At 71.7% G+C, this 24,876-nt stretch carries 21 protein-coding genes and 3 tRNA genes; 7 read left to right on the top strand and 17 right to left on the bottom strand.

From position 1 onward, the window contains the following. The first annotated feature begins 195 nt into the window (after positions 1-195). The gene (locus B5D66_RS19580) at positions 196-1,404 is read left to right on the top strand and encodes a pyridoxal phosphate-dependent aminotransferase (protein WP_078763241.1); all 1,209 of its coding nucleotides are present in this window, start codon (positions 196-198) and stop codon (positions 1,402-1,404) included. 104 nt (positions 1,405-1,508) lie between these two features. Next, entirely contained in the window at positions 1,509-2,534 is a 1,026-nt protein-coding gene (locus tag B5D66_RS19575; protein WP_078763240.1) for an adenosine deaminase, read from the top strand. A 28-nt stretch (positions 2,535-2,562) separates the two neighbouring features. Here the strand turns inward: B5D66_RS19575 and B5D66_RS19570 are convergent, their stop codons facing one another. From B5D66_RS19570 to B5D66_RS19495, 16 genes are all read right to left on the bottom strand, one after another. After that, positions 2,563-3,159: a TMEM165/GDT1 family protein gene (locus B5D66_RS19570; RefSeq protein WP_078763239.1), complete on the bottom strand. Its 597-nt coding sequence runs from the start codon at positions 3,157-3,159 to the stop codon at positions 2,563-2,565. Between the two features lie 341 nt (positions 3,160-3,500). Next, a complete protein-coding gene (locus B5D66_RS19565) occupies positions 3,501-4,583 on the bottom strand; it encodes a UDP-N-acetylmuramate dehydrogenase (protein ID WP_078763238.1) in 1,083 nt (360 codons plus the stop codon). Positions 4,584-4,654: 71 nt separating this feature from the next. Beyond that, on the bottom strand, positions 4,655-5,083 hold the full coding sequence (locus tag B5D66_RS19560) for a MaoC family dehydratase (protein WP_078763237.1): 429 nt from the start codon (positions 5,081-5,083) through the stop codon (positions 4,655-4,657). 11 nt (positions 5,084-5,094) lie between these two features. Continuing rightward, positions 5,095-5,556, bottom strand: coding sequence for a MaoC family dehydratase N-terminal domain-containing protein (locus tag B5D66_RS19555; protein ID WP_078763236.1), 462 nt, complete (start codon positions 5,554-5,556; stop codon positions 5,095-5,097). A 171-nt stretch (positions 5,557-5,727) separates the two neighbouring features. After that, positions 5,728-5,892 carry a 50S ribosomal protein L33 gene (rpmG, locus tag B5D66_RS19550; protein ID WP_159457292.1) on the bottom strand — a complete coding sequence of 55 codons (165 nt, stop codon included), beginning with the start codon at positions 5,890-5,892 and terminating at the stop codon, positions 5,728-5,730. Between the two features lie 86 nt (positions 5,893-5,978). After that, positions 5,979-6,051 (bottom strand) — tRNA-Met (locus tag B5D66_RS19545). A gap of 109 nt (positions 6,052-6,160) precedes the next feature. Next, positions 6,161-6,233: transfer RNA gene (locus B5D66_RS19540), tRNA-Thr, on the bottom strand. Between the two features lie 115 nt (positions 6,234-6,348). Next, complete coding sequence (locus B5D66_RS19535) at positions 6,349-8,454, bottom strand: AAA family ATPase (RefSeq protein WP_078763234.1); 2,106 nt, start codon at positions 8,452-8,454, stop codon at positions 6,349-6,351. Positions 8,455-8,633: 179 nt separating this feature from the next. Continuing rightward, positions 8,634-12,995: a TIGR02680 family protein gene (locus B5D66_RS19530; protein ID WP_078763233.1), complete on the bottom strand. Its 4,362-nt coding sequence runs from the start codon at positions 12,993-12,995 to the stop codon at positions 8,634-8,636. A 181-nt stretch (positions 12,996-13,176) separates the two neighbouring features. Then, positions 13,177-14,400 (bottom strand): TIGR02678 family protein, encoded by a 1,224-nt coding sequence (locus B5D66_RS19525; RefSeq protein WP_078763316.1) that lies wholly within the window; start codon positions 14,398-14,400, stop codon positions 13,177-13,179. A gap of 94 nt (positions 14,401-14,494) precedes the next feature. Beyond that, the gene (locus B5D66_RS19520; RefSeq protein WP_078763232.1) at positions 14,495-15,217 is read right to left on the bottom strand and encodes a DUF2397 family protein; all 723 of its coding nucleotides are present in this window, start codon (positions 15,215-15,217) and stop codon (positions 14,495-14,497) included. A 152-nt stretch (positions 15,218-15,369) separates the two neighbouring features. Next, positions 15,370-15,894, bottom strand: coding sequence for a hypothetical protein (locus B5D66_RS19515; protein WP_078763231.1), 525 nt, complete (start codon positions 15,892-15,894; stop codon positions 15,370-15,372). Positions 15,895-16,160: 266 nt separating this feature from the next. Then, a complete protein-coding gene (locus B5D66_RS26175) occupies positions 16,161-16,490 on the bottom strand; it encodes a hypothetical protein (protein ID WP_235001108.1) in 330 nt (109 codons plus the stop codon). Positions 16,491-16,516: 26 nt separating this feature from the next. Further along, positions 16,517-16,735, bottom strand: a complete 219-nt coding sequence (locus tag B5D66_RS19505; protein ID WP_078763230.1) for a hypothetical protein — start codon at positions 16,733-16,735, stop codon at positions 16,517-16,519. 56 nt (positions 16,736-16,791) lie between these two features. Continuing rightward, positions 16,792-17,016: a hypothetical protein gene (locus B5D66_RS19500; protein ID WP_078763229.1), complete on the bottom strand. Its 225-nt coding sequence runs from the start codon at positions 17,014-17,016 to the stop codon at positions 16,792-16,794. An 825-nt stretch (positions 17,017-17,841) separates the two neighbouring features. After that, positions 17,842-17,923, bottom strand: a tRNA-Tyr gene (locus B5D66_RS19495). 248 nt (positions 17,924-18,171) lie between these two features. Between B5D66_RS19495 and B5D66_RS19490 the strand changes: the two genes are divergently transcribed. Then, positions 18,172-18,669, top strand: coding sequence for a YajQ family cyclic di-GMP-binding protein (locus B5D66_RS19490; protein WP_078763228.1), 498 nt, complete (start codon positions 18,172-18,174; stop codon positions 18,667-18,669). Between the two features lie 92 nt (positions 18,670-18,761). On the opposite strand, the gene B5D66_RS19485 is transcribed toward B5D66_RS19490, so the two are convergent. Continuing rightward, positions 18,762-19,622, bottom strand: a complete 861-nt coding sequence (locus B5D66_RS19485) for a M48 family metalloprotease (protein WP_078763227.1) — start codon at positions 19,620-19,622, stop codon at positions 18,762-18,764. A gap of 201 nt (positions 19,623-19,823) precedes the next feature. On the opposite strand from B5D66_RS19485, the gene B5D66_RS26480 reads away from it, so the two are divergent. The 4 genes from B5D66_RS26480 to B5D66_RS19470 all read left to right on the top strand — a co-directional run bounded on the left by B5D66_RS26480 (position 19,824) and on the right by B5D66_RS19470 (position 24,745). Then, on the top strand, positions 19,824-19,922 hold the full coding sequence (locus B5D66_RS26480) for a putative leader peptide (protein ID WP_327308997.1): 99 nt from the start codon (positions 19,824-19,826) through the stop codon (positions 19,920-19,922). 213 nt (positions 19,923-20,135) lie between these two features. Beyond that, on the top strand, positions 20,136-21,989 hold the full coding sequence (locus B5D66_RS19480; protein WP_078763226.1) for a 2-oxoacid:acceptor oxidoreductase subunit alpha: 1,854 nt from the start codon (positions 20,136-20,138) through the stop codon (positions 21,987-21,989). 82 nt (positions 21,990-22,071) lie between these two features. Further along, on the top strand, positions 22,072-23,058 hold the full coding sequence (locus tag B5D66_RS19475) for a 2-oxoacid:ferredoxin oxidoreductase subunit beta (RefSeq protein WP_394330073.1): 987 nt from the start codon (positions 22,072-22,074) through the stop codon (positions 23,056-23,058). A 145-nt stretch (positions 23,059-23,203) separates the two neighbouring features. Continuing rightward, positions 23,204-24,745 (top strand): fatty acyl-CoA synthetase, encoded by a 1,542-nt coding sequence (locus B5D66_RS19470; RefSeq protein WP_078763224.1) that lies wholly within the window; start codon positions 23,204-23,206, stop codon positions 24,743-24,745. The last annotated feature ends 131 nt before the right edge of the window (positions 24,746-24,876 follow it).

Raw genomic sequence — 24,876 nt, 5'->3', positions numbered from 1 at the left:
CCCACCATAGCCGGTTCCGGTTCCAGGCGCGCGTGGAAATCACCACCCCTTGGTCCCGTCCACCGGTCTATCGGCGGCATGAGTCTATGCCCTATCGGCCCGAAGGACCAACCCGCGGCCCTCGCCGCGGCGCCACGCGGCGGTTGTTCCCCCTTCGGGGGAGACCACCGGGAGCACGCATGGAACCATGGGGGCATGACTGACCGACCTCGTATCTCCGCACGTATCGGCGGCATCTCCGAGTCAGCGACCCTGGCCGTGGACGCGAAGGCCAAGGCCATGAAGGCCGCGGGCCGACCCGTCATCGGGTTCGGCGCCGGGGAGCCCGACTTCCCCACGCCCGACTACATCGTCGAGGCGGCGGCGCAGGCGTGTCGGGAGCCGCGTTTCCACCGCTACACCCCGGCCGGCGGCCTGCCCGAGCTGAAGGAGGCGATCGCGGCCAAGACGCTGCGCGACTCCGGTTACCAGGTCGAGCCGAGCCAGGTCCTGGTGACCAACGGCGGCAAGCAGGCCATCTACGAGGCGTTCGCCACGTTGCTCGACCCGGGCGACGAGGTCATCGTCATCGCCCCGTACTGGACCACCTACCCCGAGTCCATCAAGCTCGCCGGCGGTGTCCCGGTCTACGTCGTCACCGACGAGACCAGCGGTTACCTCGCCACCGTCGAGCAGCTGGAGGCGGCGCGCACCGAGCGCACCAAGGTCCTGCTGTTCGTCTCCCCCTCCAACCCCACCGGCGCGGTCTACTCCCCGGAGCAGGTCCGCGAGATCGGCCGCTGGGCCGCGGCCAACGACCTGTGGGTCCTCACCGACGAGATCTACGAGCACCTGGTCTACGGGGACGCGCGCTTCACCTCGATGCCGGTCGAGGTGCCCGAGCTCGCCGACCGGACGGTCGTCGTCAACGGTGTCGCCAAGACCTACGCGATGACCGGTTGGCGCGTGGGCTGGATCGTGGGCCCCAAGGACGTCGTCAAGGCCGCGGGCAACCTCCAGTCCCACGCCACGTCCAACGTGGCCAACGTGTCCCAGGTCGCCGCGCTCGCCGCGGTCTCGGGGGACCTCAGCGCCGTCGACGAGATGCGGACGGCCTTCGACCGCCGCCGGCGCACGATCGTGCGGATGCTCAACGAGATCCCCGGTGTCGTGTGCCCCGAGCCCCAGGGCGCCTTCTACGCCTACCCCTCGGTCAAGGGCGTGCTCGGCCGGGAGATCCGGGGCAGGCGCCCGCAGAGCTCCGGCGAGCTGGCCGAGCTCATCTTGGAGCAGGCCGAGGTGGCGGTCGTCCCCGGCGAGGCGTTCGGCACCCCCGGCTACCTGCGGCTGTCCTACGCGCTGGGCGACGCCGACCTCGCCGAGGGGGTCGGCCGCATCGCCAAGCTGCTGAGTGAGGCGCAGTAGGCTCCGGCCTCTCGGTCCGCCCCGGCCCCCGAGCGGGTGCCGGGGCGGACATGTTTTTGCCCACAGCGGCGACCACGCGGCCCGGCATGGGGCAGAGTTGGGACATGGAACGCCCGATCTCCCAACTCCCCAAGGCACACCTTCACCTGCACTTCACCGGCTCGATGCGGCACTCCACCCTGGTGGAGCTCGCCGACCGTCACGGGGTGCACCTGCCCCACGCGCTCGTCGAGGAGTGGCCGCCCCGGCTGCGGGCGACCGACGAGCGCGGCTGGTTCCGCTTCCAGCGGCTCTACGACATCGCGCGTTCGGTGCTGCGGACCCCCGAGGACCTGTACCGGTTGTTGCGCGAGGCCGCCGAGGACGAGCGGGCGGCGGGGTCGGGCTGGCTGGAGATCCAGGTCGACCCCAGCGGGTACGCCTCCCGCTTCGACGGGCTCACCGCCACCCTGGAGCTGATCCTCGACGCCGCCGGCGTCGCCGAGGCCGAGACCGGGGTGGGCGTGGGGATCGTGGTGGCCGCCAACCGGACGAAGCACCCGTTGGACGCCAAGGCGCTGGCCCGCCTGGCCACCCAGTACGCCGGGCGCGGGGTCGTCGGCTTCGGCCTGAACAACGACGAGCGGCGCGGACGCGCTCTCGACTTCGAGGGCGCGTTCCGCATCGCGCGGCGCAGCGGGCTGCTGTCGGTGCCCCACGGGGGCGAGTTGATGGGCCCGCGCAGCGTCCAGGAGTGTCTCGACGTGCTCGACGCCGACCGGATCGGGCACGGTGTCCGCGCCATCGAGGACCCCCACCTGGTCGAGCGCATCGCGACCCAGGGCGTGACCCTGGAGGTCTGCCCGAGCTCCAACGCGGGCCTGGGGGTGGTGGACGACGTGGCCCAGGTGCCGCTGCGCCGGCTCTTCGACAACGGGGTCCCGATCGCGCTGGGGACCGACGACCCGCTGTTGTTCGGTCCCCGTCTGGCCGCCCAGTACGAGACCGCCCGCGAGGTGTTCGGGTTCGACGACCGCGAGCTGGCGGAGTTGGCGCGCATGTCGATCCGGGGCTCGGCGGCCCCCGAGGGGCGTAAGAAGGAGCTGCTCGCCGGGGTCGACGCCTGGCTGGCCACCCCTGTGGGCGCCTGACCCTCCCGCGCCGCCCGCTGGAGCGGGGTCAGGCGGCCAGGGCCAGCATGCGCACCCCCTGGATGGTCATCGCCGCGCCGGCGACGAAGAACAACAGGGCCGCGCCGATCTGGATGGCCCGCTCGGGCAGCCGCTTGCCCAGCGCGGCGCCGAGCGCGATCGCCACCGCGTCGGCGGCGACCATGCCGACGGTCGAGCCGATCCACACCGGCAGCCAGTCGTGCTGGGTGCCGACGGTGATGGTGGCGAGCATGGTCTTGTCCCCGAGCTCGGCGACGAAGAAGACCACGCAGACGGTGATGAACCCCGACCTGATGCGGCGGGACGCCGCGCGTTCCTCGTCCTTGTCCGTGAGCTCGTCCCCGCGCAGCGTCCACAGCCCGAAGACGATGAACGCGATCCCCGCGATGAGGGTCACCCAGTCGGTGGGGATCGCGAGACCGAGCACCTCGGCGATGAGGACGCTGAGTCCGTGCACCACGACCGTGGCCGCCGTGATCCCGAGCAGGACCGTGACGACCCGATAGCGGGTCGCGAGGGACATCGCGACGAGTTGGGTCTTATCACCCATTTCAGCGAGAAAAACGACTCCCGCGCCAACGGTGAGTGCTGTGAGAAACTCCACGGAGGTCTTCCACCCTTCAACTTGAGGACCGGGCAGAAGCGAAAGGCGGACGCCACACTTCGGCCCGGCATCACCTGCCGGGCCGAAGGTCTCGTCCGCCTGGAGTTCGAGGCTCGCGCGACCGGGCCAGCTGGATGACCAGGGCCAGTGTGTCGACCACGCGAATTGAGGACTACTCCCCTTCGACGAATTCCACTTTACCAGGGAATTGGCGAGGGGCAATTTCTCGGTTCGCCGAGGAATTCTCGAAAGCCGTCCGAATAAAAGAGTTCGGCGCCCCTAAGAAAAAAGAACGGCATTCCGCCGTCCGGTCGGACCGGGTCCGACCGGACGGCGCGGGCTCACAGCGCGACGCCCACCATCACCGGTTCGTTGACCAGCGTGACGCCGAACGCCTCGGCCACCCCCGCGCGGACCTCACGCGCCAGCGCCAGCAGGTCCTCGGTCCTGGCGCCGCCCCGGTTGGTCAGCGCGAGCGTGTGCTTGGTGGAGATCCGGGCCGGACCTGCGCCGTATCCCTTGCCGAACCCCGCGCGGTCGATCAGCCAGGCCGCGGAGGTCTTGGTCCGGCCGTCGGGAGCGGGGTAGGCCGGGGGCTCCGCCTCCGGCCCCAGACGGTCGGCGACCCGCTTGCGGAACTCGGTGAACTCCGCGGGGGAGAGGATCGGGTTGGTGAAGAACGAGCCCGCGCTTCGCGTGTCGGGGTCGGCGGGGTCGATGACCATCCCCTTCCCCCGGCGCAGCTCCAAGACCGCGGCCCGCGCATCGGCCAGCGGGACCCGGTCGCCGGCCTCGACGCCGAGCCTGCGGGCGAGCTCCGCGTAGCGGATCGGCCGGCTCAGCTCCGATCGGGTCAGGGCGAACACGACTTCGCAGACGACATAGCGGTCGTCCCCCTTGAACACGCTGTCGCGGTAGGCGAACTCGCACTCCGCGTTGGTCAGCGTGCGCGTGGCGCCGAGCTCGCGGTCGTAGACGACCACCTCGGCGATCGTCTGGCTGACCTCCTGGCCGTAGGCGCCCACGTTCTGGATCGGGGTGGAGCCGACCCGGCCCGGGATGCCCGAAAGGCACTCGATCCCGCTGAGCCCGTCCTCGACGCAGCGCCGGACCAGGGGCTCCCACTCGACACCGGCGGCGGCCCGGACCCGCACGGTCGCGGCCTCCTCGCCGTCCGCGGCCGGCTCGACGGCGACACCACGGGAGTCGACGTGGACGACGGTCCCGGCGAACCCCTCGTCGGCGACGACGAGGTTGCTGCCGCCGCCCAGGACGAGCAACGGCTCACCGGCCGCGTCGGCCTCGCTCACCGCTTCGATCAGCGCGTCGGTGTCGCCGACGGTGAGGAACGTCGCGGCGGGGCCGCCGAGGCCCAGCGTGGTGTAGCCGGCCAGCGGGACGTTACGGGCGGGGACAACAGGCACGGGACACCTCTGGGTGGGACGAAGTGCCCGCGGCGGCCGAGGACACCGCGGGCGGATCGATGCGGACGCGGTCAGGCCAGGCGGACGACGGCGGTGGAGCGGGCCAGGACCTTGACACCGCCCGAACGCGCGGTGATGGCGATGACCACCTGGTTGTCCCCGCGCTTCTCGGTGACCTTGCCGCTGACGACGATCTCGGCGCCCTGGTCGTCGTCGGGCACCACCACGGGGGCGGAGAAGCGGACGCCGTACTCGACGATGGCGCCGGGGTCGCCCACCCAGTCGGTGACCAGGCGGCCCGCCTCGGCCATCGTGAGCATGCCGTGCGCGATCACCCCGGGCAGCCCCACCGACTTGGCGACGCGCTCGTTCCAGTGGATGACGTTGAAGTCGCCGGAGGCGCCCGCGTAGCGGATGAGGTCGAGTCGCCGGACCGGATAGGTCTGCTCGGGCAGTTCCGTGCCGACTTCGACGTCGTCGTAGCGAACGGTGGTGGTCATGGCGCGATCCCCTACTTCTCCCCCTGCGCGGCACCGCCACGCACAACCAGCATGTTGACCGACGTGACGACGTGCTCGCCCGCGAGGGTGGAGATCTCGCTCTCCAGGGTGATGAGCTCGTTGCCGCCGAGGACCTTGATGTCGGAGATGGTGGTGACCGTGGTGACCACGTCACCGGCCTGGAGGGGACGGCTGTAGCGGAACCGCTGGTCGCCGTGGACCACCATCGAGAAGTCGAGCCGCAGTTCAGGATCGGTGACGGCCTGTCCGGCCGCCTCCATGCCCATGATGATCGGGAACGTGGGGGGCGCGATGACGTCGGCGTAGCCGGCGGCCTTCGCCTCGGCCGTGTCCCGGTACACCGGGTTGGGATCCTGGATCGCGTCGGCGAACTCCCGGATCTTCCCACGTGTCACCTCGTAGGGTTCCGGGGACCGATACACCCGCCCCAGGAGGTCGCGGTTGATCGCCATGGACGTCCTTTCCGGCTGCGTCGTCTCGTCGTGCCCGGTCACGCGGCCGGGGCACCCCCAACACAGTAGTAGCCCAGTGAGCCTGAAACGCTCACTGGGCTACGTGATGCCTAGGGGCACTGCCGTTCTGCCGGGCGGCCACGCCATCCGTCCCGTCCGGGACGGAGAGACCTAGCGGGTCTCCTTGTGCTCGCGGTGGGAGCGGCAGTTCGGGCAGTACTTCTTCAGCTCAAGACGGTCGGGGGTGTTCCGACGGTTCTTGCGCGTGATGTAGTTACGGTGCTTGCACTCCTGGCAGGCCAGGGTGATCTTCGGCCTCACGTCGGTGGCAGCCACGTTGGAGTGCCTTTCTGCTGAACGACATTCGAACACTGAAAAAGACCCGCGGTGACCCCTGAACGAGTCAGGGGTCGCGCAGGTAGTAGCGGAGGCCGGACTTGAACCGACGACACAGCGATTATGAGCCGCTTGCTCTACCGACTGAGCTACTCCGCCAAGAGCCGGGAAACCGGACAACCATCAGGATACCGGAACCCGATCAGACCGGCGAATGGGACCACCGCCGGCCACCCACCTGAGTGGACCGGATCTCGTCAAGTGGTAGAGCCCCTTTACGGAATCGAACCGTAGACCTTCTCCTTACCATGGAGACGCTCTGCCGACTGAGCTAAAGGGGCACGCTCCTGCGGCTTCCCCCCTCTGCGGGGTTCCGCCCTTCGCGTTGGTCATGACTATACAGGGGTTTCGGGGTGCAGTGCCAAATCGGCGGCCCACGCCCCCTCCACCCGCCCCTCACACCCCCACTGAGCTGGCCTCATCCGCGATCCACACGTTCGACATCGCGTCGCGCTGGATGGTCCGGATCATGGCGGGCAGCCCGAGCCTGCGCAGCGCGTCGGGCAGCCGGGTGTCATGGGTGAAGACGATGAGCTGGCGATGACGCCCCACTTCCGCGAGGACCGCCGACAGCCCCTCCACGGTCTCGGTGTCCATCGCCTGCACCGGGTCGTCGAGGACGAGGAAACCGAAGGGGTTGCCCGGGGCGAGCGTGCGCGGCAGGCAGATCGACAGGGCCAGCGCCTGGAACTCTCCCTGGCTGAGCAGCCCCGGGGAGGTGCCCGACACATCGGCGCCGTCGACGGCGACGTCCACGGCCACGCGGCGTTGGGCACCCCTGCCCACCAGGCGCAGCGCCTCAAGGTCGATGTGACGCTCCTGCCGGAGCCGGCGCCAGACCCGTTCGGCGTGCGCGGCGAGCGGCCGCAGCCGTTCCTCGCGCAGCGCGCGGGCGGTCGCGGCGAACCACTCGAGCGCCCGCGCCGCCGGTCCCAGGGTCTCGCGCGCCTTCACCGCCTCACGCGCGTCGTCGGTCCAGGCCGCGAGCTGTTCGGCCAGCGCGGCCCAGCCGTCGGAGGGGTCGTTGAGCCGCTCCGTGGCGGCCTTGCGGGCGGCGATCGCCGTGGAGCGCAACCGCCGCCCCGTCTCCTCGATGTGGGTGGCCAGCTCGCCGAGGTCGGTGATGGCGGCCCCGGCCGCCCAGTCGGCCCAGACGCGCCCCAGATCGCTCTCAGGCGGCAGCCAGGAGGGCGGCGGGGCCATGAGGAAGCGGGCCTGGTCCCGGGCCGCCTCCGCGCGTTCGTAGGCCGCCGAGGCGCTGGCCGCCACCGGTTCCAGCGACGCGATCTGCGCGCGGGCGCGGTCCGCCCAGTCGGGACCCAGCGCCCCGCCGGTGCCGCAGGCCGGGCAGTCGCGCTCGGCCGGATGACGCCGGTGGTGTTCCAACGCCTGGTTCAGCAGCTCCACGAGGCCGCGCGCCCGCGCCCCCTTGCTGTCGGCGACCATCGCGAGTTCCATGGCCGCGCCGCGCAGCTCGTTGACCACGTCGGTCATGAGACCGCGCTCGGGGACCGCGAGACGGCGCAGCCGCCGCAGCACGACCTCCTGGGCGGGGTCGGCGGGCCCGTCGTCCGCCGCGATCGAGGCGAGACGGTCGAGGTCGATCGAGGAGGACCCGATGATCTCCAGGGCGCGCCGGGCACGCGGGTCGGCGCTTCCGTTCAGCTGCTCGACCAGGTAGGGCAGGTCGCGGCCGGGGCGGCTCTCCTGTTTGGCCAGCCGGTCGCACGCCTTGGCCAGCCGCCGCTCGGCCTCGGCCAGTTCGGTCAGGCCCAGCAGCGCGGTGAGGGTGTCGTAGAGCTCGGCCGCGCGCCCGGTGACGGTCCGGCCGAGCTCGTCGTAGGACAGGAAGGGGCGGTAGCGGACGAGCTCCTCACCCCACCCCAGGTCCCCGAGCCGAACGGTCTCGCCCGAGGGCAGGACGACCCGACCGCGCGCCGAACGCACGCTGTCGCCCGTCCAGGTGCGCGTGACCCGGGTCGGGTGCTCCTCCCCCGACAGGTACAGGTCGACGCTGACCTCGGTGCGGTCGTCGAAGTGGAGGTTGCGCCAGCCGTCGCGCCACGCCGTGGGCATCGCGTCCCACCGCAGGTTGCGGCCGGTGAGGGCGGCCTCGATCGCCTCGGCGAAGCTGGACTTGCCCGAACCGTTGCGCCCGACGATGACGGTCAGGCCGGGCCCCGGTGGGAACTCCAGCGCGGAGGAGCGGCCGATGCCGCGAAAACCCTGGACCTCGACCCTGCCCAGGAACCCGCGCCGCGGGCGGTTCCCGGCCGGAGCGGGACCGCCCGGATCGGGGACCTCGATCTGCTCGCCCCGGGTCCGGGCGGCCAGCGCCTCGTCCCCGAGCAGGGCCGCGACGACCCACTGCCGGGCCTCGTGGTCGAGCCCCGAGTGGGCGAGACGCTCTCGGAGCGAGGCCTCGGGGCCGGCCCCGCTCTCCCGCCACCGTGGAGCCCGTCCGGTGAACGCTGTATCGGCCGACGTCACGGTCGTCACCACACCCGCTCCGTATCTCGACTTCGTCTTTGCAGAGTAGAGCCTGATGTACGAATTTTCCGCCCTGTCCGCGTGAAGCCGTTCGGGCGCCCGCCGTCTCCACGCCGCTGACCGGGAAGGAGTCCGTGCCCGCGGCCGAGGGCGGCCGCGGACACCCCTTCGAGGAGGCCGGCGGCGGAGGGTCAGACCCCGACGAGGCGCCGGCGGGTGCCGTCCCAGGTGAAGTGCAGCGTCGCGATCCCCGGGACCGCGGGATCGCGCAGACACTCGTAGACGTGCAGGCTCGGCACACTCGGGAAGCATCCCCACAGACGTTCCGAGGTCAACACGAAGTCGAGGTCGAGCTGGACGAGCAGCCCGAGCAGACGCCCGTGCGTGGGCTCGTCGACCTTGGCGAAGGCGTCGTCGAGAAGGATCAGCCGGGGGGCGTGCGGCGCGAGCGCCCCGAACCGGGCCGCGGCCGCCGCGAAGAGCACCAGATAGGCGATGACGCGCTGCTCGCCCTGGCTGAGCGCGGTGCGGTGGGTGAGCCGGCGCTCCCGCCCCGGGTGGGCGGCGTCGGTCACATAGACCGTGAAGGCGAACCAGGAGCGGTAGTCCAGCGCGGCGCGAAGTTGCGCCCCGTTGGCCGCGGTCGGGTCGAGGCGGCGGATGGCCTCGATGCAGCGGCGCAGCGCGTCACGCAGTCGGGTGGTCTCGACCCTGGTGCGTTTCTCCGCCGGGCGTTGCAGCAGCGGCACGACCGCGCTGACGTCCTCGTCGGCGTCGGGGGCGAGCGCCCATTCCAGGCGCACCCCCAGCCCCTGCGACGTGGTGACGTCGCCGAGCACCTCGTTCATCGTCGCGATGAGCTCGCGGGCCTCGGAGATCTGGCGGGAGAGGTGGGCGGCGAGCTCACCGAGGAGGTGGCGTTCGAACGCCTCCTCCTCGCGCAGCGCCGCCGTCTCCTCGGCCTCGGCGATGGCCGTGTCGAGCCGGGCCGCGTAGGCGGTGATGTCGTGGGCTCCCTCGTCATCGTGGACGGTGAGCCGTTTGACGCCGGCCGGCTCGGTCAGCTCGGTGCGCGCCGCGGCGGCGCCTCCGCCGGCCAGCAGGCGGTGGAGTTCCTCGCGGCTGCGCAGAATGCCGCTGTTGTCGACGTCGTGGGCCGGGTCGGGGTCGAGCCGTTCCTCCAGGACCGTGACGAGCGTGTCGAGCGCGCGCACCCGCGCGTCGACGTCCTCCTCCCCCTCCTCTCCGGCGCGCGCGGCGGCTTCGGCCGCGCTGAGGGCGTCCAGCGCGGCGCGCAGGCCGGAGTCGTCGTCGGCGTCGTCGAGGCCCGCCGCGACGAGCAGCTCGGAGTCGACGTGGCCGTCGGCCGTGCAGAGCATCGCCCGCAACCGGTCGCCCGCGGCCAGGACGCGTTCGGCCTGCTCGACCCGCTCGCGCAGGGCCGTGGCGTGGCGTGTCTCGGCCGCGACACGTTCGTCCCTGGCCTCGCGCGCGGCCCGTTCGAGTTCGGGCAGCCGCTGGGCCGCCTGGTCCATGCGGGCCCGCACCTCGGCGACGGCGCTGCCGATCTGCTCGGGGGAGGCGGAGCGTGCGCGGTCGGTGAGCTCGGTCTCGCGACGCACCGTGATCATGTCGCCGATGGCCGCGGTGCGCACGTCCTCGGCCACCACCCGATCGGCGCGGGCGCGTTCCCACTCGGCGACGTGGCGGTGGTAGTCCTCCAGGCGTCCGGCGATGTCGCCGAGGTCGCGGTAGGCCGCCGCGACGTGGACCCGCAGCCGCGCCAACGCCGACAGGATCGCCACGAGCTCCTCGCGCCCCTCGGGCAGGACGTGCTCGCGCGCGTGCGCGGCGACCTCGGCGCGCAGCTCCAGCACGGTGGCGCGGGCCGTGTCGGCGGCGCGGCGGGCCGCCGCGGCGTCGCGGTTGGCGGTCACCAGCCAGGCGCGGGCGTTGTCGAGGGCGGCCCAGGCCGCGGCCAGCCCCGCGCCCGAGGGGACGGAGCGGGCCACCCGCACCAATGCCTCGTGCCGTTCCTCGACGGCTCCCCTGCGCTCTCCCGCCTCGGCCAGCAACGCCTCGGCGATCGCGATACGCCGGTCGATGTTGGCCAGGAGGCGGTCGTGGGCGTCGGCCCGCGCGGCCTCGCCGATGTACTCGGCGCGGTCCTTGTGGTGCGCCCCGCCCGCGACGCCGAGCCGCCAGCGCCCGTCGGTCCCCACCATCCCGCCGGAGGCGTCGTGGTCACCGGTCGGGGCCGCCCCGCTCTCGTCGGCCTCGGCCAGCCTGACCGCCCGCAGCAGCGCGGCGACGGTCGCGGTGGTCACGCCGGACCCGGGCACCTCGACCGGGGTGAGCGCGTCGAGGAGCGTGCGTCCGGCGGTCGGCGCCGTGGGGCGCAGGACGAGATCACGGGTCGCGGGGTCGACGACCGTGCCGTCGGCGGCGATCCAACCGGACAGGATCCCGCTGGCCTCAAGCGCGGCCTCCAGTCCCGCGCGTTCGGCGGCGGAGAGGTGGTCGGCGAAGTCCACCGCGAGGTGGAAGGCGACGCCCCGGGCGTCCCCGCGCTCGGCGGTGGCCCAGGCCGGCGGCGGGGCCAGATGCCCGTTTTCGAGGGCCTTGCGGCGCTCGGAGAGTTCGTCCAGCTCGGTCACGAGCTCGCGCTCCTCGCCGACGGCGGTGTCGCGCCGGGCCCGCAGCTCGGAGACGAGGGGGGCGACGATCTCGTGGGCGTGCCGGATGACCTCCGCCGGCACCTCGATGTCCAGCACCCGCAGCTCCTCGTCGAGGGGGAGCTCGACCCGCTGTTCCAGGTCGGCGAGGGGCCCGGAGAGGTCGCCGCCGGCGTCGGCCACGGCGTCGCGCAACGCGGCGCTCCACTCGCGCACCGCCGCCGCGTGCGCGGCGCTGGCCGCCCGCACGGCCTCGATGGCGGCGCGCTCGCGTTCAAGAGCCCGCTCCAGGTGCCCGTCGCTCCACTCGGCCTCGTCGGCGAGCGCGCTCGCCCGGCGTTCGGCCTCGGCCAACTCGACCGTGCGGTCGTACAGGGCGGTCGCGGCGGCCGTCCGGCGGGCGGCCCAGTCGTCGACCGCGGTGAGGCGGTCGTGCAGTTCGGCCAGGCGTCCGCGCAGACGCGCGATGTCGATCCCCTGGACCGGTTCGCGCTCGACGGCCTGTTCCAGACCTTCGAGGTCGACATGGGTCGTGCTCTCGCGCGGGGCCAGGGTGACGGCCATGACCTGCGGGATCTCCCCCAACGCGCCGGGAGGCGCCCCCGCGGCCCGGGCGAGGGCCGTCGCCTCGGCGTGCGGGGCGCGCATCGCGGTGATCCGACGCTCGATGCCGGCGATGCCGGAGGCGAGCTGTGCCGCGGCGTTGCGCTCGTTGGTGAGGGCGTGGCCCGCGGCGGCCCAGGCGGACTCGGCGGCCCGGATATAGGCGACGACCGCCGCGTAGCGGGCCTGGCGCTCCCCTTCCTCGGGGGGAGGCGAGCCGGGCTCGCTCGAACCGAGCGTGGCGGCGTCGGCGGCGGCGGTGTCGCGCGTGCGACGCGCGCGGTCGCGCTCCTCCTGCACTTCGGCCTCGGCCGCCACCAGATCGGTCAGTTCCGTGGCGAGCCGGGCGACCTCGGCGTCCCGACGGGCGTGGTCGTCGATCTGGGCCCGCACGGCGGCGGCCTGGGCCCGCAGCGCGCCGTGCAGGTAGCGGCGGTAGTCGTCCAGGAACCCGGTGACGCCCTCCTTCGCCGAGCGCAGCACCGCCAGGCGGGCGCGGGCGGAGTCGAGGTCGGAGATGTTGCGGGCGACCTCGTCGAGTACCCGCTCGTCCATGGGCGGGAGCGCCTCGGCGAGGACCGAGACGAGTTCCCCCGCCTCCAGACGCTCGCCCACGGTGGGCCGGCGCAGGCGGTACAGCAGGTGGACGAGGTTGCGGTAGCGGGTGGGGTCGTCGATGCCGAAGAGCTCGTCCATGACCCGGGCCCGGTAGGCCGTTGCGGCGTCGTAGCAGTTCTCGGGCCCGACCTCGGCGCGCAGACGTTCGATGGGCAGGGGGCGTCCCTCGACGACGAGATCGAGGTCGGTGCCGACGGACCGGTCGGTGACGAAGAAGACGCACCTGGCGTCGGCGTCGTCGGGGGAGGCCGCGACGGCCGCGCCGAGCGTGCGGCGGCGCGGCCGTTCCTCGTCGTCCTGTCCGGCGAACTCGACCCACAGGTAACCGAGGGCGGTCGTGTGCGCGCCCTCGTCCCGCCCATCGTCCTCACCGGAGGCGGTCTGTCCGCCCAGCATGAGCCAGCGCAGACTGGTCCGGCTGGTCCCCGTGGTGTCGAGGCGGCGGGCGTCGCCGTCGAGCAGGAACGGCAGCAGCATCTCCAGCGCCTTGGACTTCCCCGCGCCATTGCGGCCGCGCAACAGCAGCCGTCCCTCGGCGAACTCGAAGACGTGGTCGTCGTACTGCCAGACGTTGTGGATGCCGGCCCGGTTGAGTCGATAGCGATGGGGGTCGGCGGTCCGCGCAGGTGTCGTCTCGGGGTGACCCGCGTCGCTCATCGACCGCCCTCCGCTCTGTACCGACCAGCCGCGCCGCCGCGCCGGGATCGCCGTGCGCGGGCGGCACTGCCATTGTCCCGGATCCCCGGTGCGCGCCGGGCGCGCACCGGCACGTCCCGTCCCATCCGCCGTGGTGACGTCCGCGCCCGGGGCCCGACGCGGCCCACGTGTGATCGGCCTCTCACCGGTCGGCCTCCCCGGTCCCGGACTCGCGGGGCGAGGAGGCGTAACGGGCGGCTGCGGGGAGCAGCCTCCACCCGTCGAGCTGGGAGGGACCCGGGTCGGGGCGGTCCACCAGCCGCGCGTCACCCAACAGCGCCAGGACCCGCGCGGCCACGTCCCCGGGATCGGGCGGGCAGCCCACGGCGGCGCGGGGCCAGTAGCGCGCGGCGTCCTCCTCGTCGAGGAGGTCGGCGAGCTGGGCGCTGAGCAGGTCGGCGGGGATCTCGACGGGTCCGCGCGAGCCGGGCTCGGGGCGCAGGAGCGCCGCGAGCCGGCCGATCAGCAGCAGCGCGGCCCGGCCGACCGGGCCCGGCCCCGGGAACACGGCGGACCGTCCCGCCCAGCCGCCGTCCTGCGTCCCGTCCCGGGGCAGCACCAGCGCGATCCCCTCGGCCCGGATCTCGGCGTCGCAGCCGAGGAGCTCACCGAGCTCGGCCACCGCCCGCCACTGGTGGTGGGCCAGCCAGACACGCTGCGGGGCGGGAAGGTCGTCGCGGTAGAGCACCGCGGTCTCGGCGAGCCGGCGGCGGATCGTGAGTTCGGCGTTGTGCGGGTCGCCGGCCGCGTCGTCGCGCGCCGCCTCGGCCAGGAACACGTCCGGTTCCTCGACCGCGTGCGGGGGATGGGCGACGACCCTGCGCGCGATGTCGGCGCGGACCTCCAACCGGACCTCGTGTTCACCGTCCGCCGCGTAGCCGGCGAGCGAACCGTCCCGTTCGCCGACCACCCCCCGACGGGACAGGACCCGCAACGCCGCGGTGAACGCCCTCCGTTCGGCGGCGCGGTCCGCGGGGTCCAGGTCCAGGCCCGCCTCCACCGCCGCCTCCCGCACCCACGCCGCCAGTTCGGCCAGTCGCACCACGGGCGGCGCGTCGACGAGCGCGGCGAGCGCGAGCGCGAGGTAGGCGTAGGAGCGGGGGGTGAACTCCGCACCGCTGTCGCGGACCAGCGGGGTCACCACCGCGTCGTGGATTCCGCTCTTGACCAGTCGGGCGTGGTCGGCGGCCACGACCAGGCGGTAGCCGAGAACCCGCTGGAAACGCTGGACCAGCCACTCCGAGTGGGCGCTGACCAGCGTGAAGTCCTCGGGATGACGGTGAGCGGTCACCAGGGGGTCGGCGAGGAGCCGCCGGGCCGCCGTCTGCCGCTCCACGATGAGTGCGATGTCGTCCTTGGCCGCCACGGCCGCCGCCACCTTCCCTCGATCCCTCTTCCCCCGGACACCGGGCCGTCTCCGCTCGCCCGCCCCCGCCTCGCGGGTCTCGCCCGCGGTGACGTCACGCGGGGTGCGCCAGTTCCGAGGAGGACTCCGTTGGGGAGTCCGGTTCCACGGATGGGTCCGTACCGCCGGCGTAGCGGGTCGCGTGCAGGCTCAGGTCACGGAGCACGAGTTCGCCCCCCGCCTCGCGCAGCGTCAGCGTCGCTCCCGGGGCGGGGATGACGCGCAGCCTGATGTCGAGTTCGAGGTCGGCGGCGGTCCCGGCCCCCGACGCGGCGTCGTCCGTGCCGAGCGCCGCGGTGAGCAGGCCCATGAGCACCTCCAGGGCGGCCCCGCTCAACTGCGGGCGGTCGCCGTCCCGGGTGGGCTCGGCCAGGAGGTCGCGCACCTCCTGCGCCGCGGAGCGGCGCCAATGGGCCGCGGCCTCGGCCGCGTCGCGCAACCGCGTCTGCTGTTCGGTGTGGTCGTGGACCGGTCCGGGCGCGGAACGCCGGGCGGACCTGACCGCGACGCCGGCGGAGGGCGGGGCGTCCCACCACCCCGTGGTGGCCGCCACCGTGTCCTCCCCCTGCCCTTCCAGATGCCGGGCGGGGTACAGCGCGAACGCCGCGGTGAAGAGCCGATGGGCCGCCTCGGGGTCGGCGCCCTCGAACCATCTGGCCAGTCGCAGCAGCGCGGCACGCCCGTGCCGCGGCGCGGAGCGGCCGTCGTCGAGCGCCCCCTCCCCTGGCCGGGGTGGGAGCGCAGCCGGGTCGGGGTCCGTCGGACCGGTCTGCGTCATCTGAGCCGCGTCATCACCCACAATTCAGCAGCCTAGGGACTCCTCACGGCACCCGTGTCCCGATTCGGGCCCGGGGACCCGGCGGAACCTCTCCCCGAAGGCCGCTGAACTGCGGTTTCCGCGTCGATGGCGGTTCGCGATCCGAATCCGGATCAGGAGGCGGACGGCAGCATGAGAGCGCTGTCGTCGGCCTCCTCCATCTTCTCCCGCATCTCCTCGGGCAGCTCCTCGGACTCGACGGTGTACCCCGTGTAGTAGAGGGTGCCGTCGACCTCCTCGGGCTCCACGAGGGTGATCGTCGCCGCGTAGGGGTCGTCCTGGCACTCGGGCAGGCACCAGGTGCCGAGGATCTCCCCCTCGGCGGTCGCGGAGGCGCCGTCCCACGACGTCCACTCCAGGTTCTGGAACGTGGTGTGCTCCGAGGCGGTCAGCGTCGCGGGCTCGCGATCCGCCCGCCCTTCCTCGGCCTGGTAGGTGTTGTAGACGAAGACCTCGCCGGCGCCCTGTCCTGCGTCGTCCTCGGGGGTGCGCGCCGTACCGGAACGGCCGTGTCCCTGGTGCGGCGCGGGTTCCTCCGCAGCCTCGGGCACGGCCTCGTCGCGCTCCTGTTCCGCGGCCTCCTGTCCACCACAGCCACCGAGCAGCACCAGCGAGCACAGCGCCCCAATGGCGGTCACTTGGGTTCTCCTCATGACTTCCTCCCGTTCGTCCGTTCCGCCGCCACTTTTCCGTTCACTGTGAGTAACCCTAGGTTCGCGGTTTCCGTCTCCCTGGGAGCGACGCGCCTACTCAGCCTTCCCCCAGGCGCGCGGCCCATGTGGGAGCACACGGAAAAGGGGTTCCCCGCCCTCCCTTCGCGGGAGAACGGGGAACCCCGATAGGCACGAGGCCGAACCGGCGGGTGAGGGAGCGGGGCCCCGTCCCCTCACCCGGGCACCGGCGGTCAGTAACCGCTGGGCTTGTCGGTCTCCTTCTCGGAACCGGCCTGCTCCTCGGTCTCGGAGCCGCCCTTGGGCTTCTCCGGGGTGGACTCGCTCTTCTCGGACTCAGACTCGGTCACGGTCTGCTGCGGCCCGTTGACACACTGGTCGATGGGCTGGTTGGACAGCAGGTTGACCGGAACGCCGACGACGTTGATCGAGCTGTTGCACTGCTGGAGCGTGATCACCTGGACGTTCTGGTTGAACGTGTGCCCGTCGGCCGCCGCGGGCGCGGCGGCGAATCCGAGCGCGGCACCGGCAAGCAGGCCGGCGACGACGAACTTACGCAGCATGGTGCGCGTCCCTTCCGTCGTACGTACTAGTCGTTGACGGTCTGCTGCGGACCGTTGACGCACTGGCCGATGGGCTGGTTGGACAGCAGGTTGACCGGAACGCCGATGACGTTGATCGAGCTGTTGCACTGCTGGAGCGCGACAACCTGGCCGTTGTTGTTGCTCTCGTCCGCGTGGGCGGGGGCGGCGACGAAACCGAAGGCGGCACCCGCGAGCAGGCCGGCAACAGCGATCTTGCGAAGCATGGAAGGTACTCCTTGCACCAGAAGAGAAAAGGGAAAGAAAAAGAATTCAGGGACTATTAGTCGTTCACGGTCTGCTGCGGACCGTTGACGCACTGGCCGATCTCCTGGTTGGACAGGGCGTTGATCGGGATGCCGATGACGTTGATCGAGCTGTTGCACTGCTGGACCGCGGCCACCTGGGCGTTGTCGTTGTCGTCTTCGGCGTGGGCGGGGGCGGCCATCAGAACCGAACCGAGAGCCGCACCGGCGATCAGACCGACAACCGAGAACTTCTTGAACACAATTACCCCTGAAGAGTCGATTCGAGGTTGGGTGACAGGGCGTTGATCAGCGCCCCTCAATCGCGGCGGACATCGGTAATCATTGAGCACCGGCCGGATTTTGTCAAAGCCCAAAAGCGAGAAATCATTATGTCCGGTTCGCTCATTTGGTCGCCATTGTTCAAAGAAATTGACAATGGCGCGAAATGGAAGTGGTTGATTTTTCCGACTTTCCGGCGCCTTCTCCGGACAGGAGGCTGGAACCGTCGCGGGCGGTGAGGAGCGCGGACCCCTCCCCCTCTCGGGCCGTGAAACCCCGTGCCACCGGCCGGGAGAGGCCCGTCCGACCCACAACGGAGCGGCCGGACCGCCCCTGGCGCGAGAGCGCACGGACCCCAGGGAGGAAAGCCGCGAAGCGGTCTTTGGGCATGGCGAAACGCCGCGGCGCCGGGTTAGGGACATGCCTTAACCCCGGCTCCGCGGGACGGCACACGGTATCCGGGAACACGGAAACGAGGACATCGGCGGCCGGCAGAGGGCACGGCACACCGGACGACCGGGACGACGGAGGACGGACACGGGCCGGCCCAGGCCGGCATCATGCACAAGGGATCGGTCCGCCCGCAGGACAGGGCGGCACGGGACCACACCTCACTCGCGGGCAGAAGGCCCCACGTCGTCCTCCGGCGCTTTACCGGAGTCCGGGGGATTTCCCGCGGTGACACACCGATGGTAACCGAGAGTGACGGCACGAGGGAGGGGTTTTCCGAGAAACCGGATGCCCCCGCTCCCGCACGGGAACAGAAAACGAGGCCCCGATCGGATCGATCGGGGCCTCGCTCGAAGTGGCAGGTGCAGGGTTCGAACCTGCGTAGGCTGAGCCGACGGTTTTACAGACCGTTCCCTTTGGCCACTCGGGCAACCTGCCGGGTCCGTCGCGACGCGGTGTCGGCGACGTGAAAGAGGATAGCGGAGATCGGGCCCGGACACGAAATCGGCGCCCGACGTGCCCGATCCGGCGCCCCGAGTGTGAGAACGGGCGGGATGGCGCCCCCCGGCTAAGCTCTGTCTCTGCCGTGTCCGGACGGCCGCCGACAGCGGCCCGGGGCAACGGCACCAGTCGTCGGCCGCGCGCAGAGGCGGGGCCCAGCAACCATCTCGGGGGTGCGAGCACACGTGGCGTCCGAATCCAGTTTCGACATCGTCTCCAAGCTTGATCGGCAAGAGGTCGACAACGCCCTGACACAGACGAGCAAGGAACTGTCCCAGCGCTTCGACTTCAAGGGGACCGGCGCGTCCATCGCGTGGTCGGGCGACAACGGCGTGGAGATCAGGGCGAACTCCGAACAGCGGGTGACCGCGGCCCTGGACGTCTTCAAGGAGAAGCTGGTCAAGCGCAAGGTCTCCCTGAAGGTCTTGGACGCCGAGGGCGAACCGAAGCCGTCCGGCAAGGAGTACCGCCTGATGGTCGGCCTCAAGGAGGGCATCTCCACCGAGGACGCGAAGAAGATCTCCAAGATCATCCGCGACGAGGGCCCCAAGGGGGTCAAGCCGCAGGTCCAGGGAGACGAGTTGCGCGTCACCTCGAAGAAGAAGGACGACCTCCAAAGCGTCATCGCGATGCTCAAGGAGAAGGACCTCGACCTCGCGTTGCAGTTCGTGAACTTCCGCTGACAGGCTCGCACGACGGCGGGAGGGCGGGTCCCGGCTCGGGGATCCGCCCTCCCGCCGTTTCGGCGCGCGGCTCCTCCCGGCACGCCGCGGGGCTACAGGAGCGGGAAGTCCCGCATGTCCCGCAACCTGCGGATGCGCTCGGTGGTCGGGGGGTGCACCGCGAACAGGCGCAACACCCCCCGCTCGGGGAACGGGTGGGCGATCATCAGATGCCCGGCGGCCAGCAGCCGGCCCTCGGCCGGGAGCGGATGGATGCGCGTGCCGATCTCGATCTTGCGCAGCGCCGCCGCCAGGCCGTCGGGATCGCCCGTGAGACGCGCCGCCTCCTCGTCGGCGCGGTACTCGCGTCCACGGCTCACACCGGCCCGGATCACCATCGCGGCGGCCGGCCCGACCACGAGGAACAGCAGGCCGCCGAGCAGGCTCGGCACGTCCTCGTCCTCGGAGTCGCCCAAGGGGAGCAGCAGCGCCAGCGCGGTCAGCGAGGTGATGATCGTCCCCAGCGTCGCGGCGACCGAGCACACCAGGGTGTCCCGGGCCCGGATGTGGGCGAGTTCGTGGGCCAGCACACCGCGCAGCTCCCGCTCGTCCAACAGGCGCAGCAGACCCGTCGTACAGCAGATGGCGCCGCGGCGGGGTCCCCGGCCGGTGGCGAACGCGTTGGGCGAGGCCGTGGGCGACAGATAGAGGCGCGGCATGGGCTGACGGGCCCGGGTGGCGAGCTCGCGCACGATCCGGTACAGCTCGGGCTGCTCGATCTCACCGACCGGGCGGGCCCGCATGGCCCGCAGCGCCATCGTGTCGCCGAAGAGGAAGACCAGCCCGTTGAGGGCGATCGCGAGGGTCACGCCGAGTTGCAGGCCCGGCTCGCCCCAGACGCCCCAGCCGATCAGGATGACCAGCGCGGAGAGCCCGACGAGGAGACCCGCTGTGCGGAGCGTGTTGTGGCGCACGACGACTCACGGCCTCCCTGTGTCCTTCGGCCCTTGTTGGCCCCGTCCACTGTTACGAACGTCCGATCCCATGTCCGGCGTTCCCCACCCTGCGCGGCGAAGCTCACGCGCTCCTCCGGCGGGCAGCCCCGCCACAGGCCGCGATGTGACTTCCGACACCCGGCCCGAACCCCGCCCGAGCCGACGACCTATAGTGCGAGAGTGGTCATCATCACCCTGGAGGCCCTGCCCGGCGCCCTACTCGTCAGCAGGAGACACGTGGACCTCTCGCGTGTCGCCAGCGCGCTGTGTAGCCGCTGACGCCTCCCATGAGCACCGCGCACGGGCGGGCACCGGAAGGCCGCCGCCCCGGCCCGCCGCAACGCGCCGCCCGCGCCTACCGTCCCATGACCAACGCCCGCCGCACGCGGACCCATCGTGCTCCGGCCCCGGTCCGTCCCCGCTGCGGCGGCCCCAAGACCCGTCCGAGCCGCCGCCCGCGCCGGCGGCTTCCCGAGGAGGTCGGCGATCCCAGTGACCAAGCAGGTCCGACAGATCGATCGTGTCATCATCCGCTTCGCCGGTGACTCCGGTGACGGCATGCAGCTGACCGGCGATCGCTTCACCCAGGAAACCGCGTCGTTCGGCAACGACCTGTCCACCCTGCCGAACTTCCCCGCAGAGATCCGCGCACCCGCCGGAACCCTACCGGGGGTCTCCAGCTTCCAACTCCACTTCGCCGACCACGACATCATGACCCCGGGCGACGCCCCCGACGTACTGGTCGCGATGAACCCCGCCGCGCTCAAGGCCAACGTGGAGGACCTGCCACGCGGTGCCCTGGTGATCGTCAACACCGACGAGTTCACCAAGCGCAACCTCGCCAAGGTCGGCTACGCCTCCAACCCCCTTGAGGACGGCTCGCTCGCGGGACACAAGGTCAGCGCCATACCGCTGACCTCGATGACGGTGAAGGCCCTGGAGGACTTCGCCGTCTCCAAGAAGGACGCCGAACGCGCCAAGAACATGTTCGCGCTCGGCCTGCTGTCGTGGATGTACAACCGTCCCACCGAGGGGACGCTCGGCTTCCTCAAGACGAAGTTCGCCCACCGGCCCGAGATCATGGCCGCCAACCTCGCGGCCTTCCAGGCCGGGTGGAACTTCGGCGAGACCACCGAGGACTTCGCCGTCTCCTACGAGGTGAAGCCCGCGGCGCTGCCCCCCGGCACCTACCGCAACATCACCGGCAACCTCGCCATCGCCTACGGGTTGATCGCCGGCTCGGAGCTGTCGGGGCTGCCCCTGTTCCTCGGCTCCTACCCCATCACCCCGGCCTCCGACATCCTGCACGAACTGTCCAAGCACAAGCGCTTCGGCGTGCGCACCTTCCAGGCCGAGGACGAGATCTCCGGGGTCGGCGCGGCGCTGGGCGCGGCGTTCGGCGGCGCGCTGGGGGTGACCACCACCTCGGGCCCGGGCATGGTCCTCAAGGCCGAGACGATCGGCCTGGCGGTCATGACGGAGCTCCCGCTGGTCGTGATCGACGTCCAGCGCGGCGGCCCCTCGACCGGGTTGCCCACCAAGACCGAACAGGCCGACCTGTTGATGGCGCTGTACGGCCGCAACGGCGAGTCCCCGGTTCCCGTGCTCGCACCGCGCTCGCCCGGCGACTGCTTCGACATCGCGATCGAGGCGGTCCGCATCGCGACGACCTACCGCACCCCGGTCATCGTGCTGTCCGACGGCTACCTCGCCAACGGCTCGGAACCCTGGCGGATCCCCGAGGTGGACTCCCTTCCCGAGATCCGGGTGGACTTCGCCTCGGGTCCCAACAGCGAGGACGGCACCTTCCAGCCCTACCTGCGCGATCCCGAGACCCTGGCGCGCCCATGGGCCGTACCCGGGACCCCCGGCCTGGAGCACCGCGTCGGCGGCATCGAGAAGAGCGACCGCACGGGTGACATCTCCTACGCCCCGGCCAACCACGACCTGATGGTGCGGACCCGCCAGGCGAAGATCGACGGCATCGCACGCGACATCGCCCCCCTGGAAGTGGACGACCCCGACGGCGACGCCGACGTGCTCGTGCTGGGCTGGGGCGGCACCTACGGCTCGATCGGCGCGGCCGTGCGCCGTGTCCGCCGGGCCGGGGGCCGGGTCGCCCAGGCGCACCTGCGCCACCTCAACCCGTTCCCGGCCAACCTGGGCGAGGTCCTGCGCGGCTACGACCGGGTCCTCGTCCCCGAGATCAACCTCGGCCAGCTCGCGCTGCTGCTGCGTGGCAGGTTCCTGGTCGATGTCATCGGCTACACCAAGGTCCGCGGCCTGCCGTTCAAGGCCGAAGAGCTGGCCGGCGTGATTCAGGAGGTCATCGACCGTGTCGAATAACCCCCCGGTTTCCCCCACCGCCCCGAACGGGCGGCCGTTGCGCGGGCTGAAGCTGGTGCCGCGCAGCGACACCGCCTACAAGATGAAGGACTTCAAGTCCGACCAGGAGGTCCGCTGGTGCCCGGGCTGCGGCGACTACGCGATCCTCGCCGCCTTCCAGGGGTTCCTGCCCGAACTGGGCGTCCCCCGGGAGAACATCGTCATCGTCTCGGGGATCGGCTGCTCGTCCCGTTTCCCCTACTACCTGAGCACCTACGGGATGCACTCGATCCACGGCCGCGCGCCGGCGATCGCGACGGGGTTGGCGGCGAGCCGCCCCGACCTGTCGGTGTGGGTGATCACCGGTGACGGCGACGGGCTGTCGATCGGCGGCAACCACCTCATCCACGCGCTGCGCCGCAACGTCAACATCAACGTGCTGCTGTTCAACAACCGCATCTACGGGTTGACGAAGGGCCAGTACTCCCCCACCTCCGAGACCGGCAAGATCACCAAGTCCTCGCCCATGGGGTCGCCCGACTCGCCGTTCAACCCGTTGTCGCTCGCCCTCGGCGCGGAGGCCGGCTTCGTCGCGCGCACGATCGACTCCGACCGCAAGCACCTCACCGGGGTGCTGCGCGCCGCGGCCGACCACGAGGGCGCGTCGTTCGTCGAGATCTACCAGAACTGCCCGATCTTCAACGACGACGCCTTCGAGCCGCTGAAGGACCCGGCCGAACGCGACAACCGGCTGCTGCGGCTGGAGCACGGCGAACCGCTCCGTATCGGTCCCGACCGCGGTGTCGTGCTCGGCGACTACGGCGAGCTGGTCGTCGCCGATATCGCGGAGGTCGGCGAGGAGCGCCTGGTCCGCCATGACGCCCACCGCGCGGACCCCGGGTACGCCTTCGCGCTGTCCCGGCTGGACCAGCCGGCCTTCGCGCACGTGCCGATCGGCGTGTTCCGCGACGTCGAGCGGCCCAGCTACGACCGGTTGATGGCCGACCAGATCAGCGAGGCCCAGACCACGCAGGGACGGGGGGACCTGGCCTCGTTGCTGGCCGGGGGCGACACCTGGACGGTCGGCTGAGCTCCTCGCCGTCCCCTCCGGCGCGCGCCCGGTCCCGCCCCGGCGCGCGCCGGGGCCGTCCCTGGCCCCGTGACACCCCCACCGGCTAGGTTCGGGGTGAGGCGGGTCACAGCGCGCGGTGGCCCACGGTGGACGGGGAGGGCGCATGGGTGTCGGCGGAGCGGCGACGACGGCGAGCACGGTGGACGGGGTCGTGCGGAGAACGGCCACGAGGCTGCCGCGCCGCGTCGGGTTGCGTTTCCAGGACCGCGAGTGGACCTACGCCGAACTGGACGCCGGCGTGGACCGGGTGGCCGCCTGGCTGCTGGGGCTCGGCCTGTCCCGGGGCGACCGGGTGGCCACCTACGGGCACAACTCCGACGCCTACCTGCTGGCCTTCCTCGGCTGTGCCCGGGCCGGGCTGGTGCACGTGCCGGTCAATCAGGGCCTGACCGGCGACGAACTCACCTACCTGCTCACCCAGTCCGGCAGCAGCGTGGTCCTGACCGATCCGAACCTCGCCGGCGAACTCGAGGAGATCCGCGCGCGGGTCCCCGTCCGCGACGTCCTCGCGCTGCGGGGCGCGCCGGAGTCGGTGCTGGAGGTCGCCCGCGACCCCGCCCTGCCGCGCACGGTGGACGTCGAGGTCGACGACACCGACCTCGTGCAGCTGCTGTACACCTCGGGGACCACCGCGCGCCCCAAGGGGGCGATGATGTCCCATCGCGCGTTGGTCCACGAGTACGCCTCAGCCGTCCAGGCGCTCGACATCGATCCGGACGACCGGCTGTTGCACGCCCTCCCGCTCTACCACTCCGCCCAGATGCACGTGTTCCTGCTGCCGGGGCTGGCCGTCGGCGCGGTCAACGAACTGGTCGAGGTGCCCGAGCCCGAGGACCTGCTGCGTCGGATCGAGGAGGACGGGATCACCTCCTTCTTCGCCGCTCCGACGGTGTGGGTCGCCCTGGCCAACGCCTCCGGTTTCGCCCACCGTGACCTGTCGGGGTTGCGCAAGGCCTACTACGGCGCGGCGATCATGCCGGTGCCGGTGCTGAGCCGGATTCGGGAGCGGTGGCCGGACATCGGCTTCTACAACTGCTTCGGGCAGAGCGAGATCGGTCCGCTGGCGACCGTCCTGCGGCCCGAGGAGCACGTGGAGGGGCGCCTGGAGTCGTGCGGCCGCCCGGTGCTGTTCGTCGAGGCGCGGATCGTGGACGAGGAGGGCCGCGACGTCCCCGAGGGGGAACCCGGCGAGATCGTGTACCGGTCGCCGCAGTTGTGCGACGGCTACTGGGACAAGCCCGAGGAGACGGCCGCGGCGTTTCGCGACGGCTGGTTCCGTTCCGGGGACATGGCCCGGCGCGACTCGGAGGGGTACTTCACGATCGTGGACCGGATCAAGGACGTCATCAACACCGGTGGGGTGCTCGTGGCCTCCCGGGAGGTCGAGGACGTCTTGTACCGGCATCCCGCGGTGAACGAGGTGGCGGTGATCGCGCTTCCCGACGACACCTGGGGCGAGGCGGTCACGGCGGTCGTGGTGGCGGGGCGGGCCGTGAGTGAGGAGGAGCTCATCGGGTTCGCGCGTGAGCGGCTCGCGGGTTTCAAAACGCCCAAGCGCGTCTATCTCGTCTCTGACCTGCCGCGCAACGCCAGCGGAAAGCTGCTCAAGCGGGTCCTGCGCGAGAGGTTCACCGCCACCTCCTAAAGCCCCTCTGTCCGGTCCAGGGTCCCCCTCGGTGGTCGCCGAGGGGGACCTTCGTTACTCCGGGATATGTCCTGGCCAACTTTTTTCGGCCGACTGAAAATAAAACAGCTGGTGACCTTATATCCCCTACA

Source organism: Marinactinospora thermotolerans DSM 45154 (assembly GCF_900167435.1).
GTDB classification, from domain to species: domain Bacteria; phylum Actinomycetota; class Actinomycetes; order Streptosporangiales; family Streptosporangiaceae; genus Marinactinospora; species Marinactinospora thermotolerans.
This window is presented reverse-complemented; position numbering and strand designations above follow the sequence as displayed.

What these genes read in the sequence shown, in the direction of transcription:
- B5D66_RS19475 (WP_394330073.1), top strand. Translation starts at nt 22,072, where the DNA reads ATGAAGGACTTCAAGTCCGACCAGGAGGTCCGCTGGTGCCCGGGCTGC.
- B5D66_RS19575 (WP_078763240.1), top strand. Translation starts at nt 1,509, where the DNA reads ATGGAACGCCCGATCTCCCAACTCCCCAAGGCACACCTTCACCTGCAC.
- B5D66_RS19505 (WP_078763230.1), bottom strand. Translation starts at nt 16,735, where the DNA reads ATGCTTCGCAAGATCGCTGTTGCCGGCCTGCTCGCGGGTGCCGCCTTC.
- B5D66_RS19470 (WP_078763224.1), top strand. Translation starts at nt 23,204, where the DNA reads ATGGGTGTCGGCGGAGCGGCGACGACGGCGAGCACGGTGGACGGGGTC.
- B5D66_RS19520 (WP_078763232.1), bottom strand. Translation starts at nt 15,217, where the DNA reads ATGACGCAGACCGGTCCGACGGACCCCGACCCGGCTGCGCTCCCACCC.
- B5D66_RS19560 (WP_078763237.1), bottom strand. Translation starts at nt 5,083, where the DNA reads ATGACCACCACCGTTCGCTACGACGACGTCGAAGTCGGCACGGAACTG.
- B5D66_RS19530 (WP_078763233.1), bottom strand. Translation starts at nt 12,995, where the DNA reads ATGAGCGACGCGGGTCACCCCGAGACGACACCTGCGCGGACCGCCGAC.
- B5D66_RS19555 (WP_078763236.1), bottom strand. Translation starts at nt 5,556, where the DNA reads ATGGCGATCAACCGCGACCTCCTGGGGCGGGTGTATCGGTCCCCGGAA.
- B5D66_RS19580 (WP_078763241.1), top strand. Translation starts at nt 196, where the DNA reads ATGACTGACCGACCTCGTATCTCCGCACGTATCGGCGGCATCTCCGAG.
- B5D66_RS26175 (WP_235001108.1), bottom strand. Translation starts at nt 16,490, where the DNA reads ATGCTGCGTAAGTTCGTCGTCGCCGGCCTGCTTGCCGGTGCCGCGCTC.